The following is a 17542-nucleotide window of genomic DNA, read 5'->3' as shown; positions in this document are numbered from 1 at the left end:
AAATATCAGATTTTAGCTTTGTATATAGCAAGAAAAGTAATTCAAATCATATGTAAACTTCGTAATAATTCCTGATAAACAAATGCGCGCAAACTAATCATATCATCATCATCAATATCATCGATATTGACCCCATAAATATAAAGCTCTTCTTCCGGTTTTTCCTTAACATAAGTAACCACAGTATCCATAGTGACCAGTTTTTCTATGCCCTCAATATTAAACTTCATGGTAACGTTAAGCTTGTTGTCCTGTAGCGCCATTTTCATACTACTTTCAAGGCGAAATCCAGAACAACTCATATTAGTTACCTTACCTCCCAAAGCGGGAGAACTGTGCGTCTTGTTAATCACAGTAACAGACAAGGCTGTCGCAACCCGAACTTCTTTTCTCACCTCAACTGTTTGAATCTCTTTCGGAATATCAAGGTGCAAATAAGGGTATGGTTGACCACGTGTAACTAGCACTCGAGTGGTAAAACCCGATGCAACGTTCTTGGCTACGAAACGCATTGTTACTACCTGACCTTCGCGGATAAACATCAATTTGTCCGCTCCAGTCTTGGGCGCAGAAACAATTACACTCCCCTTGGGATTGCAACCATAATACTTAACAGGATAACGCTGTTCAGCGCTGTCGCCAATTTGAATCTGCATAGCGTCCCCTATTGCCAAGCCTAGTTCTTCTATCCTCATTGAAAGCGGGTCCAATATTCCTATTGTTGATTAAGATACGTTAAGTGTAGACTCTATTTAACTAAAAAAAACTAACTGTTACCTCAATAAAATGCAAAAGCTTAAAAACCACCTCCTTTGGACAACTCCACTGATTAGCCTTCTGCTGGGTCTAGTATTAAACCAGCTAGATATGAGTACATCGGTATCTATCGTTGCCGCTACCACTTTACTATGCGCCGTCTGGTGGATTTTTGAGCCAATACCAATACCGATCACTTCATTGCTCCCGCTAGCCATATTTCCGCTTACCGGAGTACTCAAACCATCAGAAGTAGCTCAAGCCTATGGACACTATCTCATACTGCTGTTACTTGGCGGCTTCATCTTGTCACAATCAATGTCTTATTCAGGAGCCCACCGTAGAATAGCTTTGATTATGGTAAATTTATTCGGAGGCTCCTCCCCTCGCAGGCTGGTAATGGGGTTTATGGCAGCCTCCGCATTACTTAGCATGTGGATTTCCAATACCGCAACCACATTGATGCTCCTGCCTGTTGCTCTCGCCACCATGGAGAATGTAAAAGATAAACAGCTCACTACCGTTTTGCTACTTGGGATAGCCTACGCGGCAAGCGTTGGCGGAATAGGCACGCCGATTGGCACTCCACCAAATGCCCTGTTCCTTTCTACATATGGCGAAGTCAGCGGTCAGTCTCTCGGTTTTTTAAGCTGGATGAAATGGTCTGTTCCACTCATTATCTTATTCATACCACTGATGATGTTATGGATCACCCGTCACATTAAATCAGAACAGACGATCTGCGTGCCTGATACAGGAAAGTGGACCACCATAGAGAAGAGAGTCATGTGGGTGTTTGGTGTAACCGCTTTACTCTGGATCACTCGCTCAGAACCTTTTGGCGGTTGGCGGGAACTTACCGGTTTGACAACGGCAAATGATGCCAGCGTCGCCATGTTGGCTTGTATTGCTATGTTTATCATTCCAGACGGCAAAGATGGACGCCTGCTGGACTGGAAAACCGCTAATCAAATTCCGTGGGGAGTACTACTTCTATTCGCTGGTGGAATCTGTATTGCGAAAGCCTTTGCAGCTAGCGGACTAAGCGAGCTAATCGGCAATCAGTTGGCGGGAGTCACAGTGCTTCCAATCTTTCTGTTAATCATGGCAGTAGCCTTTACCGTAACCTTTATGACAGAGATGACCAGTAACACGGCAACCACTGCACTACTGATGCCCATCTTAGCTTCAGCCGCTCTAAGCGCGAAAATTGATCCGGCGCTCATAATGTTGCCGGCGGCAATGAGCGCCAGTTGTGCATTTATGCTTCCTGTGGCCACCGCACCAAATGCAATTGTTTATGGCAGTGAAAGAGTTCCAATCCAGCAAATGGTGAGAAATGGCTTTGCGCTCAATCTGCTGGGAACATTTTTGATTACTTTAGTCTGCTATTTTTTAATCTGAAATAAAAAGCCGCTAGCAAGCGGCTTTTTCTGATTTTTAATTAGATATGATTATCGATTCAAAAACGCATCAAATGCAGCTTTGGCTTCCTGACTCTGTAATCTTTGCCCAAAAATCGTCGCTTCTTTTTTAATAAGCTGAACGACATCTGACACTTGCTCTCCTTTTAGTAGAAGCTTTGAAGCAACAAGAACATCCTGCGAACTTTTGCTCATTTTCTGTGCCAGCGCCCCAGCTTCATCCCACAAAGTATCAACATTTTCAAAAACTTGATTAACCAGGCCTGTATTCTCTGCTTCATTGGCAAGAATATTTCGTCCGGTTAATAGCCACTCGTTTGCTTTTAAGTCACCGCAACGAGCAGCCAGTAGTTGACTTGATCCCCCTTCAGGAGTTAAACCCAGTTTAATAAATGGGACCGATAACTTTACATCAGCCGATGCAAAAACAATATCGCAATGCAACAGCATGGTCAGCCCTATTCCTACAGCAGCACCATTGACTGCAGCCACAACCGGCTTGGTCATTTGCGCCAAGGTCAGTAAAAACTGAACCACATTACTCTCGAGGTTAAATTCCGTTTCTAAAAAATCGGCCAGATCATTACCGGCACTAAAGTGAGGACCACTGCTACGCAAATAGACAACGTTGATTTCTTTGCTTTGTTCAGCCTTTTTGAAAGCAGCAACCAGGTCGGCATACATGGCATCAGTTAATGCATTCATTTTATCCGGACGATTAATCTGGATTTCCAGCACAGCCCCTTGCTGTTCAACTAAAACCAAATCTGACATAAATTCTTCCCGTAAATGTTATTTAAATTTGAGCCTAACGGCTGATTTTTTGTTCACTATTAGCTGACAGGTAAGCGAAAACGACATATGCAGCCGTATTCTGAGCTAAGTTCTCAGGCTTTACCTTATCCAAAGTATCATCTGCTGTATGGTGTAAATCAAAATAGTCGGTACCGTCCTGTTTTAAACTAAATACCGACATGCCTGCATTATAGACAGGCCAAAGATCGGGTCCAGGCCCAGCATTGTTGTCTACATATTCAATTCCGAGAGGCTTCATTAATTTTGCCATTTTATGAACGACTGGCATGTTGTCTGCCGCGACATTTGAAGAAAAGGCATAAATCGGTCCTGCGCCAAAGTCTGACTCTGCTCCTGTTACGTGATTAGCGATGTCATTCGCGTGTGCTTTACCATAGGCCTTTGCCCCCACTAGACCTTGCTCTTCGTTAGCAAATAGCACAACCCGAATAGTTCTCTTTGGCCGAACTTTTGCATCGCCTATGATTTTGGCTGCTGCCATAGTAATCGCCACTCCAGCACCGTCATCCACGGCCCCAGTACCTAAATCCCAGGAGTCCAGGTGCCCACCAATAATGACCTTTTCATCAGGAAATTCTGAACCTGTCATTTCTCCTATAACATTGTGAGAAGTATACTCCGGTCCCGCGTGAGAATTCAGACTCAGCTTCATAGTTACTGGCTTGCCGCGCTCGAATATTCGCAACATCAGATCTGCGTCGGGATTAGACATTGCTGCAGCCGGTATCTGTTTTATTCCTTCTTTATAACGCATCATTCCGGTATGGGGTAATCGGTGCGAGTCTGTACCAATTGAACGAATAACTACAGCAACAGCCCCTTTCCTGGCAGCCTCTACCGCGCCAGTACTTCTGGCTTTAACAGCCGGACCGTACCCTTTACCATCGCGGAATCTCTCCATTTTGCGACTGATAAAAACAATTTTTCCGTCAGCGATACCTTCTTCAGCTTCGATTAAATCTTCAATAGTGTTGAAATGAATTACTTCAGCTTCGATACCTTCGTCAGGAGTTGGAACACTAAACCCCAAAGCAGTAATATTCAGCTGGTGTTTGAATGGTGCAACAATCTCGGCAGCTTCCGATTTACGAATCCATGTGTCAAAAGTCACCGGCTCTGTCCAAACCTTGTCAAAACCAAGAGCTTTGAATTTTTCTACCCCCCATTTAACCGCCAATGCGTCTTGCGGTGTACCAGCCATCCTGGGCCCGACTTCGGTAGTCAGAGACTCCAGAATTTCATATGCAAGGTTACTCCCTAGAGCCTGATCCCTTAACTGGGCAACGATTTTTGTCTCTTCTTCAGAATACGCAAAAGAGGAAAAGCTTTGAAGTGAACACAGAGCAATACAAGTAAATCCCAAAAAGCGTTTTATATGTTTCATTGAATTAGCCTATTTTTTAGTAATCGTTTAACTATCAATTTTATCTGGCAAGAGCCAAAGCTTATCAAATCAATCGATAAAGTGTAATATCCATATGCTATCAATTAGAAACAATCACAGGGCGAATACAGATGACAAGCAGTATTTATGACTTTCAAGTACGCAATATAAAAGGCGAAGAGCGTCCGCTGTCGGACTTTAAGGGAAAAGTTCTGCTAATTGTCAATACCGCAAGCAAGTGCGGTTTTACACCTCAATACAAAGGGCTTGAGTCGTTATATGAAAAATATAAGGATAAGGGCTTTACTGTTCTCGGCTTTCCCTGTAACCAGTTTGGAAAGCAGGAGCCAGGTAGCAACGAAGAAATCTCTACCTTCTGTGATTTAACATTCAAGGTTAGTTTTCCGATGTTTGCAAAAATTGATGTTAACGGCAATAATTCTGAGCCGCTCTATGAATATCTAAAAGAAAGCGCCCCCGGAATCCTAGGCTCTCGTTCAATCAAATGGAATTTCACAAAATTTCTGGTTGACCAGTCAGGAAAAGTACTTAAGCGTTTCGCGCCGAAAGACAAACCTGAGGATATAGAAAAAGAGGTCGCGGCCCTGCTAGATCAGAATACCAACCACTCCAGTTTGAAGAATTAATGATGCAAGATAAAGAAACCACAGATTTATTGGAATCAAGGATCGAAGAGCTTGAAACCAAGTTAATGTTTCAGGAAGAGCTGGTTGATCAGTTAAATCATTCATTGATATTGCAGCAAAAAGATATTAACAAGCTAATTAGTCTGATCGAAAAACTCAACGCACAGGTCGATTCATTGCAGGAACCGAATGTAATTGATGCAAACCTGGAAACTCCGCCACCTCACTATTAAAGCCTGTGTGTAACTGGTTTATATATCAGCGTTAAAGAGTCGCAATTATCGGCATACCATTGGTGACAATCACCGTATGCTCAAATTGTGCAGAAAGATTTCCAGAGTGTCCAACTAAGGTCCACCCATCTTCTTTTTCTCGAACCCAGGTACTTCTAGTGGAGAGAAATGGTTCTATCGCGATAACCTGGCCTAACCTTAACTGGCGCTTATCTGAGCTATCAAAATAGCTCACAATATCCGTCGGCTCTTCGTGTAAACTTCGACCAACCCCGTGCCCGGCAAGGTTTTTAATAACCTTAAAACCATGAGCTTTAGCCGTCTGCTGAATAGCTTTACCGATTTGATTGATAAAACGACCTGCTCTGACCTCAGTCAATGCATTTTTTAGCGCTAATCTCGTCGCATTACATAATCGTAATTTATTATTGGATTCAGGCGGGACAACAATTGTCCCGCCGGTATCAGCAAAGTACCCATTCAACTGTGCTGAGACATCCACATTAACAATGTCTCCTTTTTGTATAACTTTTTTGCCAGGTATTCCATGAGCGGCTTCTTCATTAACACTAATGCAGGTTTCACCGGGGAAATTGTAAACAGTTTTGGGCGCAGATAAAGCTCCAAACTTTGCCAATAGCTCGCCACCCAAGTTGTCTAGTTCGGCCGTTGTTATTCCCGGTTCTACGGCTTCTAACATAGCATTACGGACGTGGGCTACGACTTTTCCCGCCTGCAATATTCCGTCAAGATCTTGTTGACTTTCAACTGTCATTCTTTCCTCGGAGTTCATGTATTTATATACTACTAAAAAATAATTGCTCACAGGGTTTCTGTAACCTGTCGATATCTGTGAATCAGCTTAAAGCAGGCAAATAATTAAGTCGGTTATTTTTTGGGTAAAGAAATTGAAAAGCAAGAGCCTTTTCCTATTTTCGACTCGATTGACATACTTCCGCCATGAAGTTCTATTAAATGCTTGCATATAGATAGGCCAAGCCCTGCCCCTTCCCTGGTTTTGTTATTTTGCTTGAGCTGCTTGAAGGGTTCAAAAATTGTATTACGATGCTCTTCACTGATACCAATACCGGTGTCAGTGACTTTAATGACCACCGAACTCTCTTCCGGCTCAATACTGACTTTTACCCCGCCTTGATCGGTATATTTCAATGCATTATCTAATAATATTGTCAGAACCTGTCTCATTCGACGCGGATCCGCATTAACGATAACGGGAATGCTGTTTAAAAGCTTCAGATAGAGGCCTTTGTTTTCTGCTTGAGGCTGAAATGTCAGAACGATCTTCGCAATATGCGAACTAATATCGATCTTTTCTTTATATAGATTGATGACTTCTTTCCGTGTTTTAACAAACTCCAGTAACTCGGAAACCAGCTCTTTCAAATGCTCACTTCTTTGCGCAATCAGTTCGATATATTCCTTGCGTTCATTTGGACGAAGCTCGATTTCCTCATCCAGCAAAACCTGTGAGAGCCCTATAATTCCATTTAGCGGCGTATTTAGTTCATGAGAAGTCCGCGCAAGAAACTCATCTTTCATATCATCGAGCTCTTTTAACGCTTTGTTGGATGATTCGAGCTCTTCATTTTGTGCCTGAATCAAGGCTCTGGTTTGTTGCGCATGTTTAACAGCCTGCCTTTCCGAGTCAAGTTCCCTTTTTAACAATGTCTGTTTCATAGACTGCATCCTGTCGACCATTCCCAGCGCAAGCAAAATCCCTTGCCAGGCAGAACCAAATTGAGAAAGGCTCACAATGGAAAAAGGCAAATCATCCATTGCAATATTGCCAATTTCCAGAAATGGCCAGAAGAATAAGACCAGCAAGATGATCCCGTTTCCTGCAACAAAATACCAAGCGTAACGTTTTCCTCTTAGTGCTAGATAGATGGATGAAACTAAAAGCAGGATAGAAGCTAAAGTAGTTAATATCGCTTGAATAAACAGTAAATCAATCCCCTGATAAAACACAGCCAGGGAAGAAGCTAATATCAGGTAAAATAGCTGTATTACAATCCTGTTAACTTTAGGTAAATAAGTTCCAATATTAAGGTAGCTGGCACCGAACCTAAGATAGAGCGCTGGAATCACTGCGGCCAGCAGACTAGAAGAATACTCATTCCACACTGGCCACTCTGGCCAGAGATCTGTAAAACCTAAGCCCAATAGCGCATGGTAAAATACCGGACCGCCAATCATGGCAACAACTAGCCACAAATAGGTTTTCTCTCTGAACCAGATCCATAAAACCAGATGAAAACCTGCAATCGCAATAGCAAACCCCATGTAGCCACCCTGCACTCTCTCTTCTGAGGCTACTTGCTTAAGATATTGCGGTTCGGAAAATAGCTGTATTTGTTGTGCAATTGGATCGCGGCCGAATCTGAACCCCTGATTCTTAAAAATCAGAGTTATCCCCTCGTCAGGTATATCCAATACAAGCATCGGCCAGTGACTCGGATATTGTCGCTCTGATACAGGGGTGAAAACACTAGTATTGAAACTATTCCATTTGCCTTGCTCGTTGCGAACAAATGCCTGACTCTTGTGCCATAGGCCGGGAGTAACCAGCCAATGCTTTTGCTGCTGAGCCGTTTCTATCCTTACCCTAAACCAATAGGTTGTTTTAGGATCAGGACTAAAGTTTTCCGGCAAATCCTGCCACCCTTTTTCTATTCCCGATAGAATCTGTGTGTCTGTATACTGGGCCGAAGGGAATGCTAAAAACTGAATATGCTTAAAAGGTACGCGACCATAGAAGTCGTCTGGAATATTGAAAGTAGGTTTGTCTGGTGCGAATGGATCGATTAAATCAATAGCATTATCCGGGCTGGCGAACACAATACCTGTACAGTATTGAGATACCACCACCACCAAAGCCCATATAAGAAACTGCTTTATTCGAGCCAAATGCTTCCCAGATCCATTAATGTTTTATCCGATTTTGTTATATTCTAACCCGATATTGCAAAAAAGCGCCACTAAGGCGCTTTTCTTATTTACCAAACAAACCAGCCTGCTCAAAAAACAATCAACTCTAGCCCTGTAGTTTCTCAAAAACCAGACTCGCATTGGTACCACCAAAACCAAAGCTATTGGATAGTATTCGATTAAGTTTAGCATCTTCAGTTTTCTGAACGATAGGCAAGCCTTCTGCGTCTGGATCTAGCTCATTAATATTTATAGAACCAGCAATAAAATCATTATCCATCATAATCAGGCTGTAAATCGCTTCATGCACACCGGTTGCACCAAGAGAGTGACCCGCTAGAGATTTGGTAGAGCCAATTTTAGGCAATTTATCACCGAAAGTTTCTTTAATAGCTGCTAGCTCCTGCGTATCTCCCACCGGAGTACTGGTGCCATGTGCATTAATATAGTCGATATCACCTTCTACCGTTGCAATAGCCTGCTGCATACATCTAACAGCTCCTTCTCCAGAAGGGGCAACCATATCATAACCATCGGAAGTTGCACCATAGCCAACAATTTCAGCATAGATTCTGGCTCCACGTGCTTTTGCATGTTCCAGCTCTTCCAGAACCAATATTCCACCGCCAGATGAAATAACAAATCCATCACGCGTCGCATCATAAGGCCTTGAAGCAGTCTCAGGAGTTTCATTGTATTTGGAAGACAATGCCCCCATCGCATCAAATAAAAGTGTTAAACGCCAGTCTTCTTCTTCACCACCACCGGCAAACACAATATCCTGTTTACCCAGTTGAATCTGCTCAAACGCATTGCCGATACAATGAGCACTGGTAGCGCAAGCAGAAGTGATCGAATAGTTAATACCTTTAATTTTAAATGGCGTGGCCAAACAGGCTGATGTAGTACTAGCCATAGTTTTGGGTACAGCGTAGGGCCCCACTCTTTTTACACCTTTTTCGAGACAAATATTAACTGATTCTACCTGTGCTTTTTGCGAGCCGCCTCCAGAACCAGTAATAATTCCGGTACGAGGATTCGAAACCAGTTCTTCGCTCAAACCGGCATCATCTATCGCTTGCTTCATTGCAATATAAGTGTATGCCGCAGCATCGCCCATAAAACGCATCACTTTACGATCAATATGCTCACTGACATTAATATCTGGTCTACCAGCCACATTGCTACGCAAGCCAATTTCCTGATATTTTTCCATAAAGCGAATGCCGGAACGACCTTGTATCAATGACTCTTTAACACTCTCGACGTCATTTCCAAGGCAGGAGACAACTCCCATTCCGGTAACAACTACTCGTTTCATGATTATTCCTCTTTAATAAATTCTGTTCTAAGCCATACTTTAACTAGCTACTCAGCTCTATCAAAGTATTTTAATTTAGAAATCATCAGTGGATTCAAACAACCCGACCCTGAGATTTTTTGCAGTGTAGATTTCTCTACCGTCCACAAACATGGTGGCGTCTGCAATAACCATCGACAAACCTTTTCTGAGGACTCGTCTGATGTCGACCACATATTTAACTAACTTAGCAGTCGGCAAAACCTGTCCAACGAACTTTATTTCACCCGCACCTAGCGCTCGCCCTTTGCCTGGATAACCCATCCAGGACAAAAAGAAACCAGTTAATTGCCACATTGCATCCAGGCCCAAACACCCAGGCATCACAGGATCTGATTCAAAATGACAGCCAAAAAACCAAAGATCAGGGTTAATATCAAGCTCCGCGACAACCTGTCCCTTACCATATGCTCCTCCCTCATCGCTGATGCAGGTGATGCGGTCCATCATTAGCATATTTGGAAGCGGTAAACGAGCAATTGGTCGACCTTCGGTAGCAGTACCAATCAGCTCTCCTTTTCCACAAGCAATTAATTCTTCGCGTGTAAACGACTCAGTACGACTCATAGATAAAAACCTTTTTAAGACAGCGGGATTATGGCGATAAGCGCTTTGATCCATCACTGGTAAATTACGGACTTAATAGCCCCAGATTAAAAACGCGCTATTATCCCTTGTTTACCATGTTGAACTGGTACGACCTTAGCGAACAAGTGTACGCTGACTAATGTAGCCTTTTCGTGACCTAACCACCAAAACAGCAATTCTTCAAGAAGCGGTATTACTCCCTACGCCAACTGGTAACTCCTCCCTTATCTTCCAGCACAATACCGTCCTTCAATAGTTTGTCTCTGATCTCATCGGCAAGCGCCCAGTTCTTTTCAGCTCGAGCCATGTTACGCTGCTCAATTAAAACCTCTATTTCCGCCGCATCAGACTCCTCATCAGAGGCTGAAGACTTGAGAAACGCTTCAGGCTCTTGCTGCAAAATACCAAGGACTTCACCCAGCATAATTAAAACAGCAGCACTTTCGCGTGCTTTATCAGCATCATCGCCCTTCAGGCGGTTGATTTCTTTGGCTAATTCAAACAGGACTGCTATCGCTTCCGGGGTGTTAAAGTCGTCATCCATAGCCAGCTTAAATTTTTTCAGAAAAGCATTGTCATCACTAACAACGGGCAACTCCGTCAACTCCAAATCTCTTAAAGACAAATATAGTCTCTCCAGACCAGCGTCAGCAGCTTTCAAGTTATCTTCACTATAATTAAGCTGACTACGATAGTGACTACTTACCATGAAAAAACGAACAGCTTCTGGACGAAATTGTTTTAATACATCACGAATAGTAAAGAAGTTGTTCAAAGATTTGGACATCTTTTCCTTATCCACCTGCACCATACCTGTATGTATCCAGGTGTTAGCAAAGCAGCAGCCATTTGCCGCCTCAGATTGTGCTATTTCATTTTCATGATGAGGAAACTGCAAGTCAGAACCACCGCCATGTATGTCAAAATGATCACCCAGACACTTTTTTGACATAGCCGAACATTCAATATGCCAGCCAGGTCTCCCGGCTCCCCATGGCGAGTCCCAACTAGGCTCTTCTGGCTTTGCTTTCTTCCAAAGGACAAAATCAAGGGGGCTTTTTTTGTCTGTAGCAACATCAACGCGCTCTCCGGCCTGCAATTGTTCTATGTGCTGCTTGGATAGCTTTCCATACTCCGCAAACTTAGGAACATGGTAATAGACATCCCCGGAATCTCCCTGATATGCGTAACCTTTATCGACCAGGGTTTCAATGATATCAATTATCTCATCAATAGACTGGGTTGCTTTGGGCTCAACATCAGGCTTCAACATTCCCAAAGCAGAAAAGTCTTCATGCATGATTTTCTCGAAACGAGTAGTCAGTTCACTTATGGACTCACCATTCTCATTCGCTCTAGCTATGATCTTGTCATCGATATCAGTGATGTTTCGGACAAAAGTTAAATCATACCCAGAAAAACGCAAATATCTGGTCATCACATCAAAAGCAACGAAAGTTCTTGCGTGCCCTACATGACTGTAGTCATAAATAGTAATCCCGCACACATACATGCGTACTTTACCGGGCTCGATAGGTTTAAAAATTTGTTTTGACTGCGAGATACTGTTGTATATTTGCAACATTTGCAATGTTACTCCTAACCAGAAAATATTCTATAACTTGACTTGGACTACACTTACTACAGGCAAACTCTTACTACAAGCAAACTCTTACTGCAGGAATGCTCCATAAAACATAATGCATCCTGAATAATCAACCTTTCTTATTCTGAAGGAATTCTCCATGCAATAAAGCATTCAAAAGGCGTCTAAAATTTAACCAGGTAGCGCCTAGCCTTTCTTCCATTATAAATAGGTTGAAATGCTAAATCACGTCTATTCCAATGAAATTAATAAATGTGAAGTTGAGATGCCTATGTCAAACATTTGCCAAACGTAAATAGAGTGTGAAAAAAATTCTATTAATTCAATTGAAACGCTCAATGACAGCAGGTAAGACATTCCAATAAGAAAGTGTAATCACCATTGTCACATCCTTCTGGTATATTTTTCATACCATTGGATGAACTCTTTTTCAGAAACAGGTTTGAGAAAATAATAGCCTTGAACATAGTCACAACCAAGTGACTCCAGAATATTCAATTGACTTGCAGTTTCGACACCCTCGGCAACAAGCTCCAAACCCAGCCCTTTTCCTAAAGAAACAACTCCCTTAATCAGTCGTTTATCTTGCTCATTGACATCGACTGAATGAATAAAGGATTGATCCAGCTTAATACAGTCAATAGGCAAAGTTCTCAGATAGTTAAGGGATGAATATCCTGTACCGAAATCATCCAGGCTAAGCCGGACCCCTAACCTCTTTAGCGCGCTTACTACACTTTGCGCAACCTCCGGATCTTCGATTAATACGGCTTCGGTTATTTCAATTTCAAGTAATCCGGGATTGATAAAAAAATCATCAATCAAACCCTTGATTTTATCGACAATTCGATAGTTGGTAAAATGACGTCCCGAAAGGTTTACAGCCAAAGAGATTTCAGATAATTCAGAAGATTGCCATCTTTTTATAGTCTCACACGCTTTCTTAACAACATAGTAGTCAAGAGATATTATTTGCGAACTCTCTTCCATATAAGGTATGAACTCTCCAGGAGAAAGAAAACCTTCTTTTGGATGTTCCCATCTCACTAACACTTCACAACCTTTAATTAGTTTCGCCTTATTGTGAATTTTTGGCTGAAAATAGAGGAGAAGCTGTTCTTCTTGTATCGCAGTCTCCAGATCATTCTGAATCATTAACCGATACCTGACATCTTCTTGCATATCTGGTGTATAAATATAGAAGCAATTTTTACCGCCATCCTTTGCTCTATACATTGCAACATCTGCTTTTCTTTTAATAGAATTCATTGTGGATCCATGATCAGGAAAAAGACTGGCCCCAATGCTCACTCCGGTTCTGACCACTTCATTATTGACGTAAAACTCCTTACCGACCGCCTCAATAATTTTTTCTAGCAAGGAATACAGACCTTCCGTTCCCTCAATGTCGCTGAGAAGGATTACAAACTCATCGCCTCCTAATCTGGCAACCAGATCCTCTCTTCTAATTGTGTTTTTAAGACGATTGGCAACTTCTATAAGAAGCTGGTCGCCATAACTATGTCCTTTATTATCATTGATCGTCTTAAAGTTATCCAAATCTAACAACAAGCACGCAAACTTATTCTGCCTTCGTTTAGCATGCTCGATTGCAAGGTCAAACCTTTCCGAAAGCAATGCCCGGTTTGGTAAACCTGTCAACGAGTCATGAAAGGCCCTATGTTTGAACTCTTCAGCCAACTTTTCAAGTTCAAAGGTTCGTTGCTCAACCAGCTTTTCCAGCTTTTCGTCACGTTGCTCAACTTTTTCCAACATCTGATTAAACATACTTGCCAGACTCCCGACTTCATCTTGACTATGTTGCCTGGCTCTGACCGAGTAGTCTTGAGTTTTTGCGACTAACTTTGAAGTTTTGTATAGATTCAAAATAGGTGCAGATATCAACTTCTGTAGAAATGCGGCCAGAATACTTGCCAGTACAACCGAAAGCACAATATTCCACGCCATTGTTGTAAAAATATTATGTATTATTGAATCTAACTGATAGTTGATTGCACTAATTTGTAAAGTACCGACTCTCTCTTCATCTACAACGATTCCCTTGTCAACCAGAGTTATCGACTCTTTTGTTTCCAAATGAAGATTACCTCGACTTCGGCTTGAGGCGTCTTTTAGGACAGCAGGGTTGTCATTCAACCTTTCCTCTCTTATAGACTCAAAGAAAAGTACACCTTCTTCATCAAAAACCGACACAGAAAGGATTGACCTATCCTGAAAAAAACTCTTACTTGTTTCAGCTAGTGTATCCCTGTCATTAAAAAGGACTGCTGAACCAATATTATCGCTTATAATCTGGGCTTCAAGAGTTATTCTTTTGTAAAAGTTTTGCTGTGCACGATAGTACTCTTGAAAAGCCAAAACGACAGTCATCATCAAAGATACAGTAAAGCTTATCAAACAGGTGATGATAATAATTTTATCTCGGATCGAAGCATTAAGAAAAAGCTTTCTCATCTGCTTTTCTCCTGAGAAAGCTTGAGTAGCTTCGAACTGATCTTCAATCCCTTTTGAATTGCAATATCATTATCAATTTCAAATTTAAGCTTATTATCCGATCGATGAAGCAAAATAACACGTCTTGCTACAGATTCAGACTCTGCTACTACCAGGGCGTGCTCCGGTACTCTGGCTAGTCGCTCGTGATACCAGTCAATCATATTATTACTTACAAACAATATATTGCATCTTTCGATCACGGATTCATTTTTATCCTCGCGATCCGCATAGTGACTATCATCATCAGGTTCAAGATAAACAACATGGAGAGTTTTCTGACCAACCTTCTTTCCATCAATTGTTCCCAGTTGAAATCTGATATTTTCATTGACTTCACCTGCGCACAAATTGAGACTTTCCATTTCACTTTGAACTTCCTCAGGCCAGGATATGAATTTTGAAAAGTAATAAAGATAAGCGACTTTTAAAGCTTCCGTCTTCTGTATCTCTGCAGCATTTAAAGCCGGAATATAGCTTAGAAAAAGAATAACGAAAAATCTTGCAAGAAATTTAGAAGACACGTCAAAACACCCATTCAACGGCTAACAGATGATTTTCTTCAAGATAAAGATATTCATGAGTAAAGAACTCGCGAATTCCGTTTAAGTACCTCTCTTCACCAATGTTTTTAGCTGTGTAAAATATTTTCAATTGATTCATCAGCTGATAGGAGAAAATAAAATCATAGGTATCAGATTTATCAGTTGCCAAAACCTCGTTGCCTGAAGAGTGTCTAAACCAAAGGGCAACCGAAAAATCCTCCGTGATACGATACTGACTTCTAATCGAAGCAAGGTTTTTCGCACCATAAATACCTTCTTCATCAACATCATTAAAACTGTAAGCCAGCTCAAAATCCCAAGAAGGATTAAATCTGGCCAGAAACCTTATTTCCGCACCATGACTCTTATAATTATAGTTGGATGCCAACTCTACTCGTTGAGTCAAAAAGGAGCTTTCATCAGGAGGCCAGTTAGAAATCTGAGGTTCTCCTAACTCAATAACGGCCAACTCATTACTATACCTGAATTCATATAAGGCTACGTCAATATGAGCTTGCTCCCATACATAACGTCCGCCCAGTTCCTGCGCCGTGACTCTTGTTGCATCAATATTTCTTATCTGCTCTTCACGAAACACTACTAACGGATATGGTGAGCCTGTTTCTTGCGGAGTTAAGTAGGTGAAAATATCATCAGAACCACCGTTAACAACAGCCGAAGGTATTGTAGAGGCTTGCGACAAGGCATACCATACACGCCCTTTACCAGATGCTTTCCACATCAGCCTCATTGATGGCTGAAACTCATAACCTGTTTGAGAGTTATGATCGAGGCGAGCCGCAGTTACCAGTGTCAGATTTTTGTCAGGAATAGAAAATTTTCCATTAAAATATATTCCAGAATAATCAATCTCCACTCTATCTGGTTCAATATGAATAGGTAACCTGTCACTGGTAGCCAGGACCCCTATTGAACGTCTGAAATTAATACCAAATCCAAGTTGATGTTGATCGTAGATGTGTAGAAAATCCACATCAGCCTGATAATTTTTAGAATCCCACCGGTAAGATAAACTGTCTCTACTTGTATTTTGTGCTGATACTCTGGTCTTTATCTGAGTCTTGTCAGACTTCCAATGTTGCCAGTCCAGTTGAATCACTTCGGTATTTTTTTCTTCATCAATTAATTCAATATCTCGTTCGGGTAGACTGTATACGCTCCAGAAGTTAGAGGATTCATTGAACGCTTTATCAAATGAAATTGAAAACCGGTTTGCCTTCTCAACTTTTTCTACGTGGTATTGTGTTCGCCAGCTGGAAGTTGAGTTCTCTTCGAGCGACATATCTCGATTTTGCAATCCTTCTACAGAATGAGAGTTAATTGCAATAGAATGATACCAGTTATTTTTTATTTCCTGCCCCAGAGATAGTTCGGCTCGATAGCTAGAGTCGTTACTCTTTGTCAATGACAGTCGGCTAGTAGAAAGTTCGCTCGGGTTAGAGGTAATTATATTGACAATTCCATTAACAGCATTTGCCCCCCAGGATTCAGCATTTGGCCCGCGAATGACCTCTATTCTTTCAATATTGTTAAGGGAAAGATTAATTTCATCCCAGTTAACTCCGCTAAACATGGTATTGTTTAACGAACGTCCATTGACTAATACGAGTACAAATCGGGAAAAACGTCCCCCGGCTCCCCTGATTGATACCCCCCATTCTCGACTGCCCATCTGTTCAACGAGAATTCCAGGCGCCATTCTTAAAGCTTCGGGAATGGTTTGAACCTGATATTCTCTGATGTCTTCCTTAGTGATCACATAAGCAGCATATGGCAGGTTAAGTGCTTTAGTATCTTTTTTTCCGGCGGTTTCAATCTCAATTTCCATTGAAACCAGATCTTCTAACTGCAGCTCAATTAAGTCCGCGGCGGTTGGCGGTTCATTTGTTGATGCATTAGAGGAGCCGAATGAGAGCAGAAATGCTGCGAGTAACATCTCCAAAGGCTTTTTCATAAGATTAAAGCTCCGGTCAGACAAACAGGATTCTTGCATAAGAGTATAGACTCTGGCACTTAAATTGCCATTTAATCTATACCGCTAACAATCACGAAACTCTTTTATTTTCAAACATATAAATGTAAAAAGAACCATTCTGAGTAGAAACTCAATTTTCAATCTACGAGTAATGAGGTAAGATCGACTTCAGTACAAACTATCAGAGGCCTTAATAATGGTTACATTACATACCAACTATGGTGACATAAAAATCAAACTGTTTGAAAAAGAAGCGCCACAGTCTGTAGCGAACTTTCTGGAATATGCAAAAGAAGGTCATTACGACGGTACAATTTTTCACCGAGTAATCAGTAATTTTATGATTCAAGGGGGTGGATTTGATGCAGATTTAAAACAAAAGCCAACCAAATCTCCCATCTCCTGTGAATCTCAGAATGGATTGTCGAACAAGACAGGCACAGTAGCGATGGCCAGAACGATGGATCCGCATTCTGCAACTTGCCAGTTTTTCATTAATGTTAAAGATAATGACTTCCTGGATTTTAGCGCAGAAACAATGCAAGGCTGGGGTTATGCAGTATTTGGAGAGGTGGTTGAAGGAATGACTGTGGTGAACCAGATTAAGGAAGTCAACACAGGTTTCAGAGGAAACATGCAGGATGTTCCCACTGAAACGGTAGAGATAAACAAGGTAACTATTGAAGAGTAGTAGCGCGCTTTTATTTCACCCTGTTTTTTGTAT

Annotated in this window: 15 protein-coding genes; 4 read left to right on the top strand and 11 right to left on the bottom strand. The window is 41.7% G+C overall.

The window, feature by feature from the left end:
* Nucleotides 1-41 precede the first annotated feature (41 nt).
* Nucleotides 42-656, bottom strand: coding sequence for a flagellar brake protein (locus tag IYN84_RS02095; RefSeq protein WP_196137510.1), 615 nt, complete (start codon nt 654-656; stop codon nt 42-44).
* Between the two features lie 211 nt (nt 657-867).
* Here IYN84_RS02095 and IYN84_RS02090 point away from each other — a divergent pair, with 211 nt between their 5' ends.
* The gene (locus IYN84_RS02090) at nt 868-2160 is read left to right on the top strand and encodes a DASS family sodium-coupled anion symporter (RefSeq protein WP_246722570.1); all 1293 of its coding nucleotides are present in this window, start codon (nt 868-870) and stop codon (nt 2158-2160) included.
* Nucleotides 2161-2210: 50 nt separating this feature from the next.
* Here the strand turns inward: IYN84_RS02090 and IYN84_RS02085 are convergent, their stop codons facing one another.
* Together IYN84_RS02085 and IYN84_RS02080 are read right to left on the bottom strand one after the other, a co-directional pair.
* A complete protein-coding gene (locus IYN84_RS02085) occupies nt 2211-2954 on the bottom strand; it encodes an enoyl-CoA hydratase/isomerase family protein (protein ID WP_196137508.1) in 744 nt (247 codons plus the stop codon).
* A gap of 34 nt (nt 2955-2988) precedes the next feature.
* On the bottom strand, nt 2989-4380 hold the full coding sequence (locus tag IYN84_RS02080) for a M20/M25/M40 family metallo-hydrolase (protein WP_196137507.1): 1392 nt from the start codon (nt 4378-4380) through the stop codon (nt 2989-2991).
* Nucleotides 4381-4511: 131 nt separating this feature from the next.
* Here IYN84_RS02080 and IYN84_RS02075 point away from each other — a divergent pair, with 131 nt between their 5' ends.
* Both IYN84_RS02075 and IYN84_RS02070 read left to right on the top strand, forming a co-directional pair.
* Entirely contained in the window at nt 4512-5027 is a 516-nt protein-coding gene (locus IYN84_RS02075) for a glutathione peroxidase (protein WP_196137506.1), read from the top strand.
* Nucleotides 5027-5260, top strand: coding sequence for a SlyX family protein (locus IYN84_RS02070; RefSeq protein WP_210330266.1), 234 nt, complete (start codon nt 5027-5029; stop codon nt 5258-5260). Before IYN84_RS02075 ends, IYN84_RS02070 begins: the two co-directional genes overlap by 1 nt.
* A 31-nt stretch (nt 5261-5291) precedes the next feature.
* Here IYN84_RS02070 and map read toward each other — a convergent pair whose 3' ends face one another.
* The 8 genes from map to IYN84_RS02030 form a co-directional block, all read right to left on the bottom strand.
* Entirely contained in the window at nt 5292-6035 is a 744-nt protein-coding gene (gene map, locus IYN84_RS02065) for a type I methionyl aminopeptidase (RefSeq protein WP_196137505.1), read from the bottom strand.
* 113 nt (nt 6036-6148) lie between these two features.
* Nucleotides 6149-8188 carry an ATP-binding protein gene (locus IYN84_RS02060; protein WP_196137504.1) on the bottom strand — a complete coding sequence of 680 codons (2040 nt, stop codon included), beginning with the start codon at nt 8186-8188 and terminating at the stop codon, nt 6149-6151.
* Nucleotides 8189-8315: 127 nt separating this feature from the next.
* Nucleotides 8316-9530, bottom strand: coding sequence for a beta-ketoacyl-ACP synthase I (fabB, locus tag IYN84_RS02055; RefSeq protein ID WP_196137503.1), 1215 nt, complete (start codon nt 9528-9530; stop codon nt 8316-8318).
* 75 nt (nt 9531-9605) lie between these two features.
* A complete protein-coding gene (gene fabA / locus IYN84_RS02050) occupies nt 9606-10136 on the bottom strand; it encodes a bifunctional 3-hydroxydecanoyl-ACP dehydratase/trans-2-decenoyl-ACP isomerase (protein ID WP_196137502.1) in 531 nt (176 codons plus the stop codon).
* A 214-nt stretch (nt 10137-10350) separates the two neighbouring features.
* Nucleotides 10351-11742, bottom strand: coding sequence for a cysteine--tRNA ligase (cysS, locus tag IYN84_RS02045; RefSeq protein ID WP_196137501.1), 1392 nt, complete (start codon nt 11740-11742; stop codon nt 10351-10353).
* 405 nt (nt 11743-12147) lie between these two features.
* A complete protein-coding gene (locus tag IYN84_RS02040) occupies nt 12148-14238 on the bottom strand; it encodes an EAL domain-containing protein (RefSeq protein WP_196137500.1) in 2091 nt (696 codons plus the stop codon).
* Nucleotides 14235-14801, bottom strand: a complete 567-nt coding sequence (locus IYN84_RS02035) for a YfiR family protein (protein WP_196137499.1) — start codon at nt 14799-14801, stop codon at nt 14235-14237. Before IYN84_RS02035 ends, IYN84_RS02040 begins: the two co-directional genes overlap by 4 nt.
* 1 nt (nt 14802) lies before the next feature.
* Entirely contained in the window at nt 14803-16797 is a 1995-nt protein-coding gene (locus IYN84_RS02030; RefSeq protein ID WP_196137498.1) for a TonB-dependent siderophore receptor, read from the bottom strand.
* Nucleotides 16798-17014: 217 nt separating this feature from the next.
* On the opposite strand from IYN84_RS02030, the gene IYN84_RS02025 reads away from it, so the two are divergent.
* The gene (locus IYN84_RS02025; protein WP_196137497.1) at nt 17015-17509 is read left to right on the top strand and encodes a peptidylprolyl isomerase; all 495 of its coding nucleotides are present in this window, start codon (nt 17015-17017) and stop codon (nt 17507-17509) included.
* Nucleotides 17510-17542 lie beyond the last annotated feature (33 nt).

Source organism: Aliikangiella sp. G2MR2-5, assembly GCF_015687155.1.
Lineage (GTDB): Bacteria > Pseudomonadota > Gammaproteobacteria > Enterobacterales > Kangiellaceae > Aliikangiella.
Note: the sequence above shows the minus strand (reverse complement) of the source record. Positions and strands in the feature narration are given on the sequence as shown.

What these genes read in the sequence shown, in the direction of transcription:
- IYN84_RS02095 (WP_196137510.1), bottom strand. Translation starts at nt 656, where the DNA reads ATGCAGATTCAAATTGGCGACAGCGCTGAACAGCGTTATCCTGTTAAG.
- IYN84_RS02090 (WP_246722570.1), top strand. Translation starts at nt 868, where the DNA reads ATGAGTACATCGGTATCTATCGTTGCCGCTACCACTTTACTATGCGCC.
- IYN84_RS02085 (WP_196137508.1), bottom strand. Translation starts at nt 2,954, where the DNA reads ATGTCAGATTTGGTTTTAGTTGAACAGCAAGGGGCTGTGCTGGAAATC.
- IYN84_RS02080 (WP_196137507.1), bottom strand. Translation starts at nt 4,380, where the DNA reads ATGAAACATATAAAACGCTTTTTGGGATTTACTTGTATTGCTCTGTGT.
- IYN84_RS02075 (WP_196137506.1), top strand. Translation starts at nt 4,512, where the DNA reads ATGACAAGCAGTATTTATGACTTTCAAGTACGCAATATAAAAGGCGAA.
- IYN84_RS02070 (WP_210330266.1), top strand. Translation starts at nt 5,027, where the DNA reads ATGATGCAAGATAAAGAAACCACAGATTTATTGGAATCAAGGATCGAA.
- map (WP_196137505.1), bottom strand. Translation starts at nt 6,035, where the DNA reads ATGACAGTTGAAAGTCAACAAGATCTTGACGGAATATTGCAGGCGGGA.
- fabB (WP_196137503.1), bottom strand. Translation starts at nt 9,530, where the DNA reads ATGAAACGAGTAGTTGTTACCGGAATGGGAGTTGTCTCCTGCCTTGGA.
- fabA (WP_196137502.1), bottom strand. Translation starts at nt 10,136, where the DNA reads ATGAGTCGTACTGAGTCGTTTACACGCGAAGAATTAATTGCTTGTGGA.
- cysS (WP_196137501.1), bottom strand. Translation starts at nt 11,742, where the DNA reads ATGTTGCAAATATACAACAGTATCTCGCAGTCAAAACAAATTTTTAAA.
- IYN84_RS02040 (WP_196137500.1), bottom strand. Translation starts at nt 14,238, where the DNA reads ATGAGAAAGCTTTTTCTTAATGCTTCGATCCGAGATAAAATTATTATC.
- IYN84_RS02030 (WP_196137498.1), bottom strand. Translation starts at nt 16,797, where the DNA reads ATGAAAAAGCCTTTGGAGATGTTACTCGCAGCATTTCTGCTCTCATTC.
- IYN84_RS02025 (WP_196137497.1), top strand. Translation starts at nt 17,015, where the DNA reads ATGGTTACATTACATACCAACTATGGTGACATAAAAATCAAACTGTTT.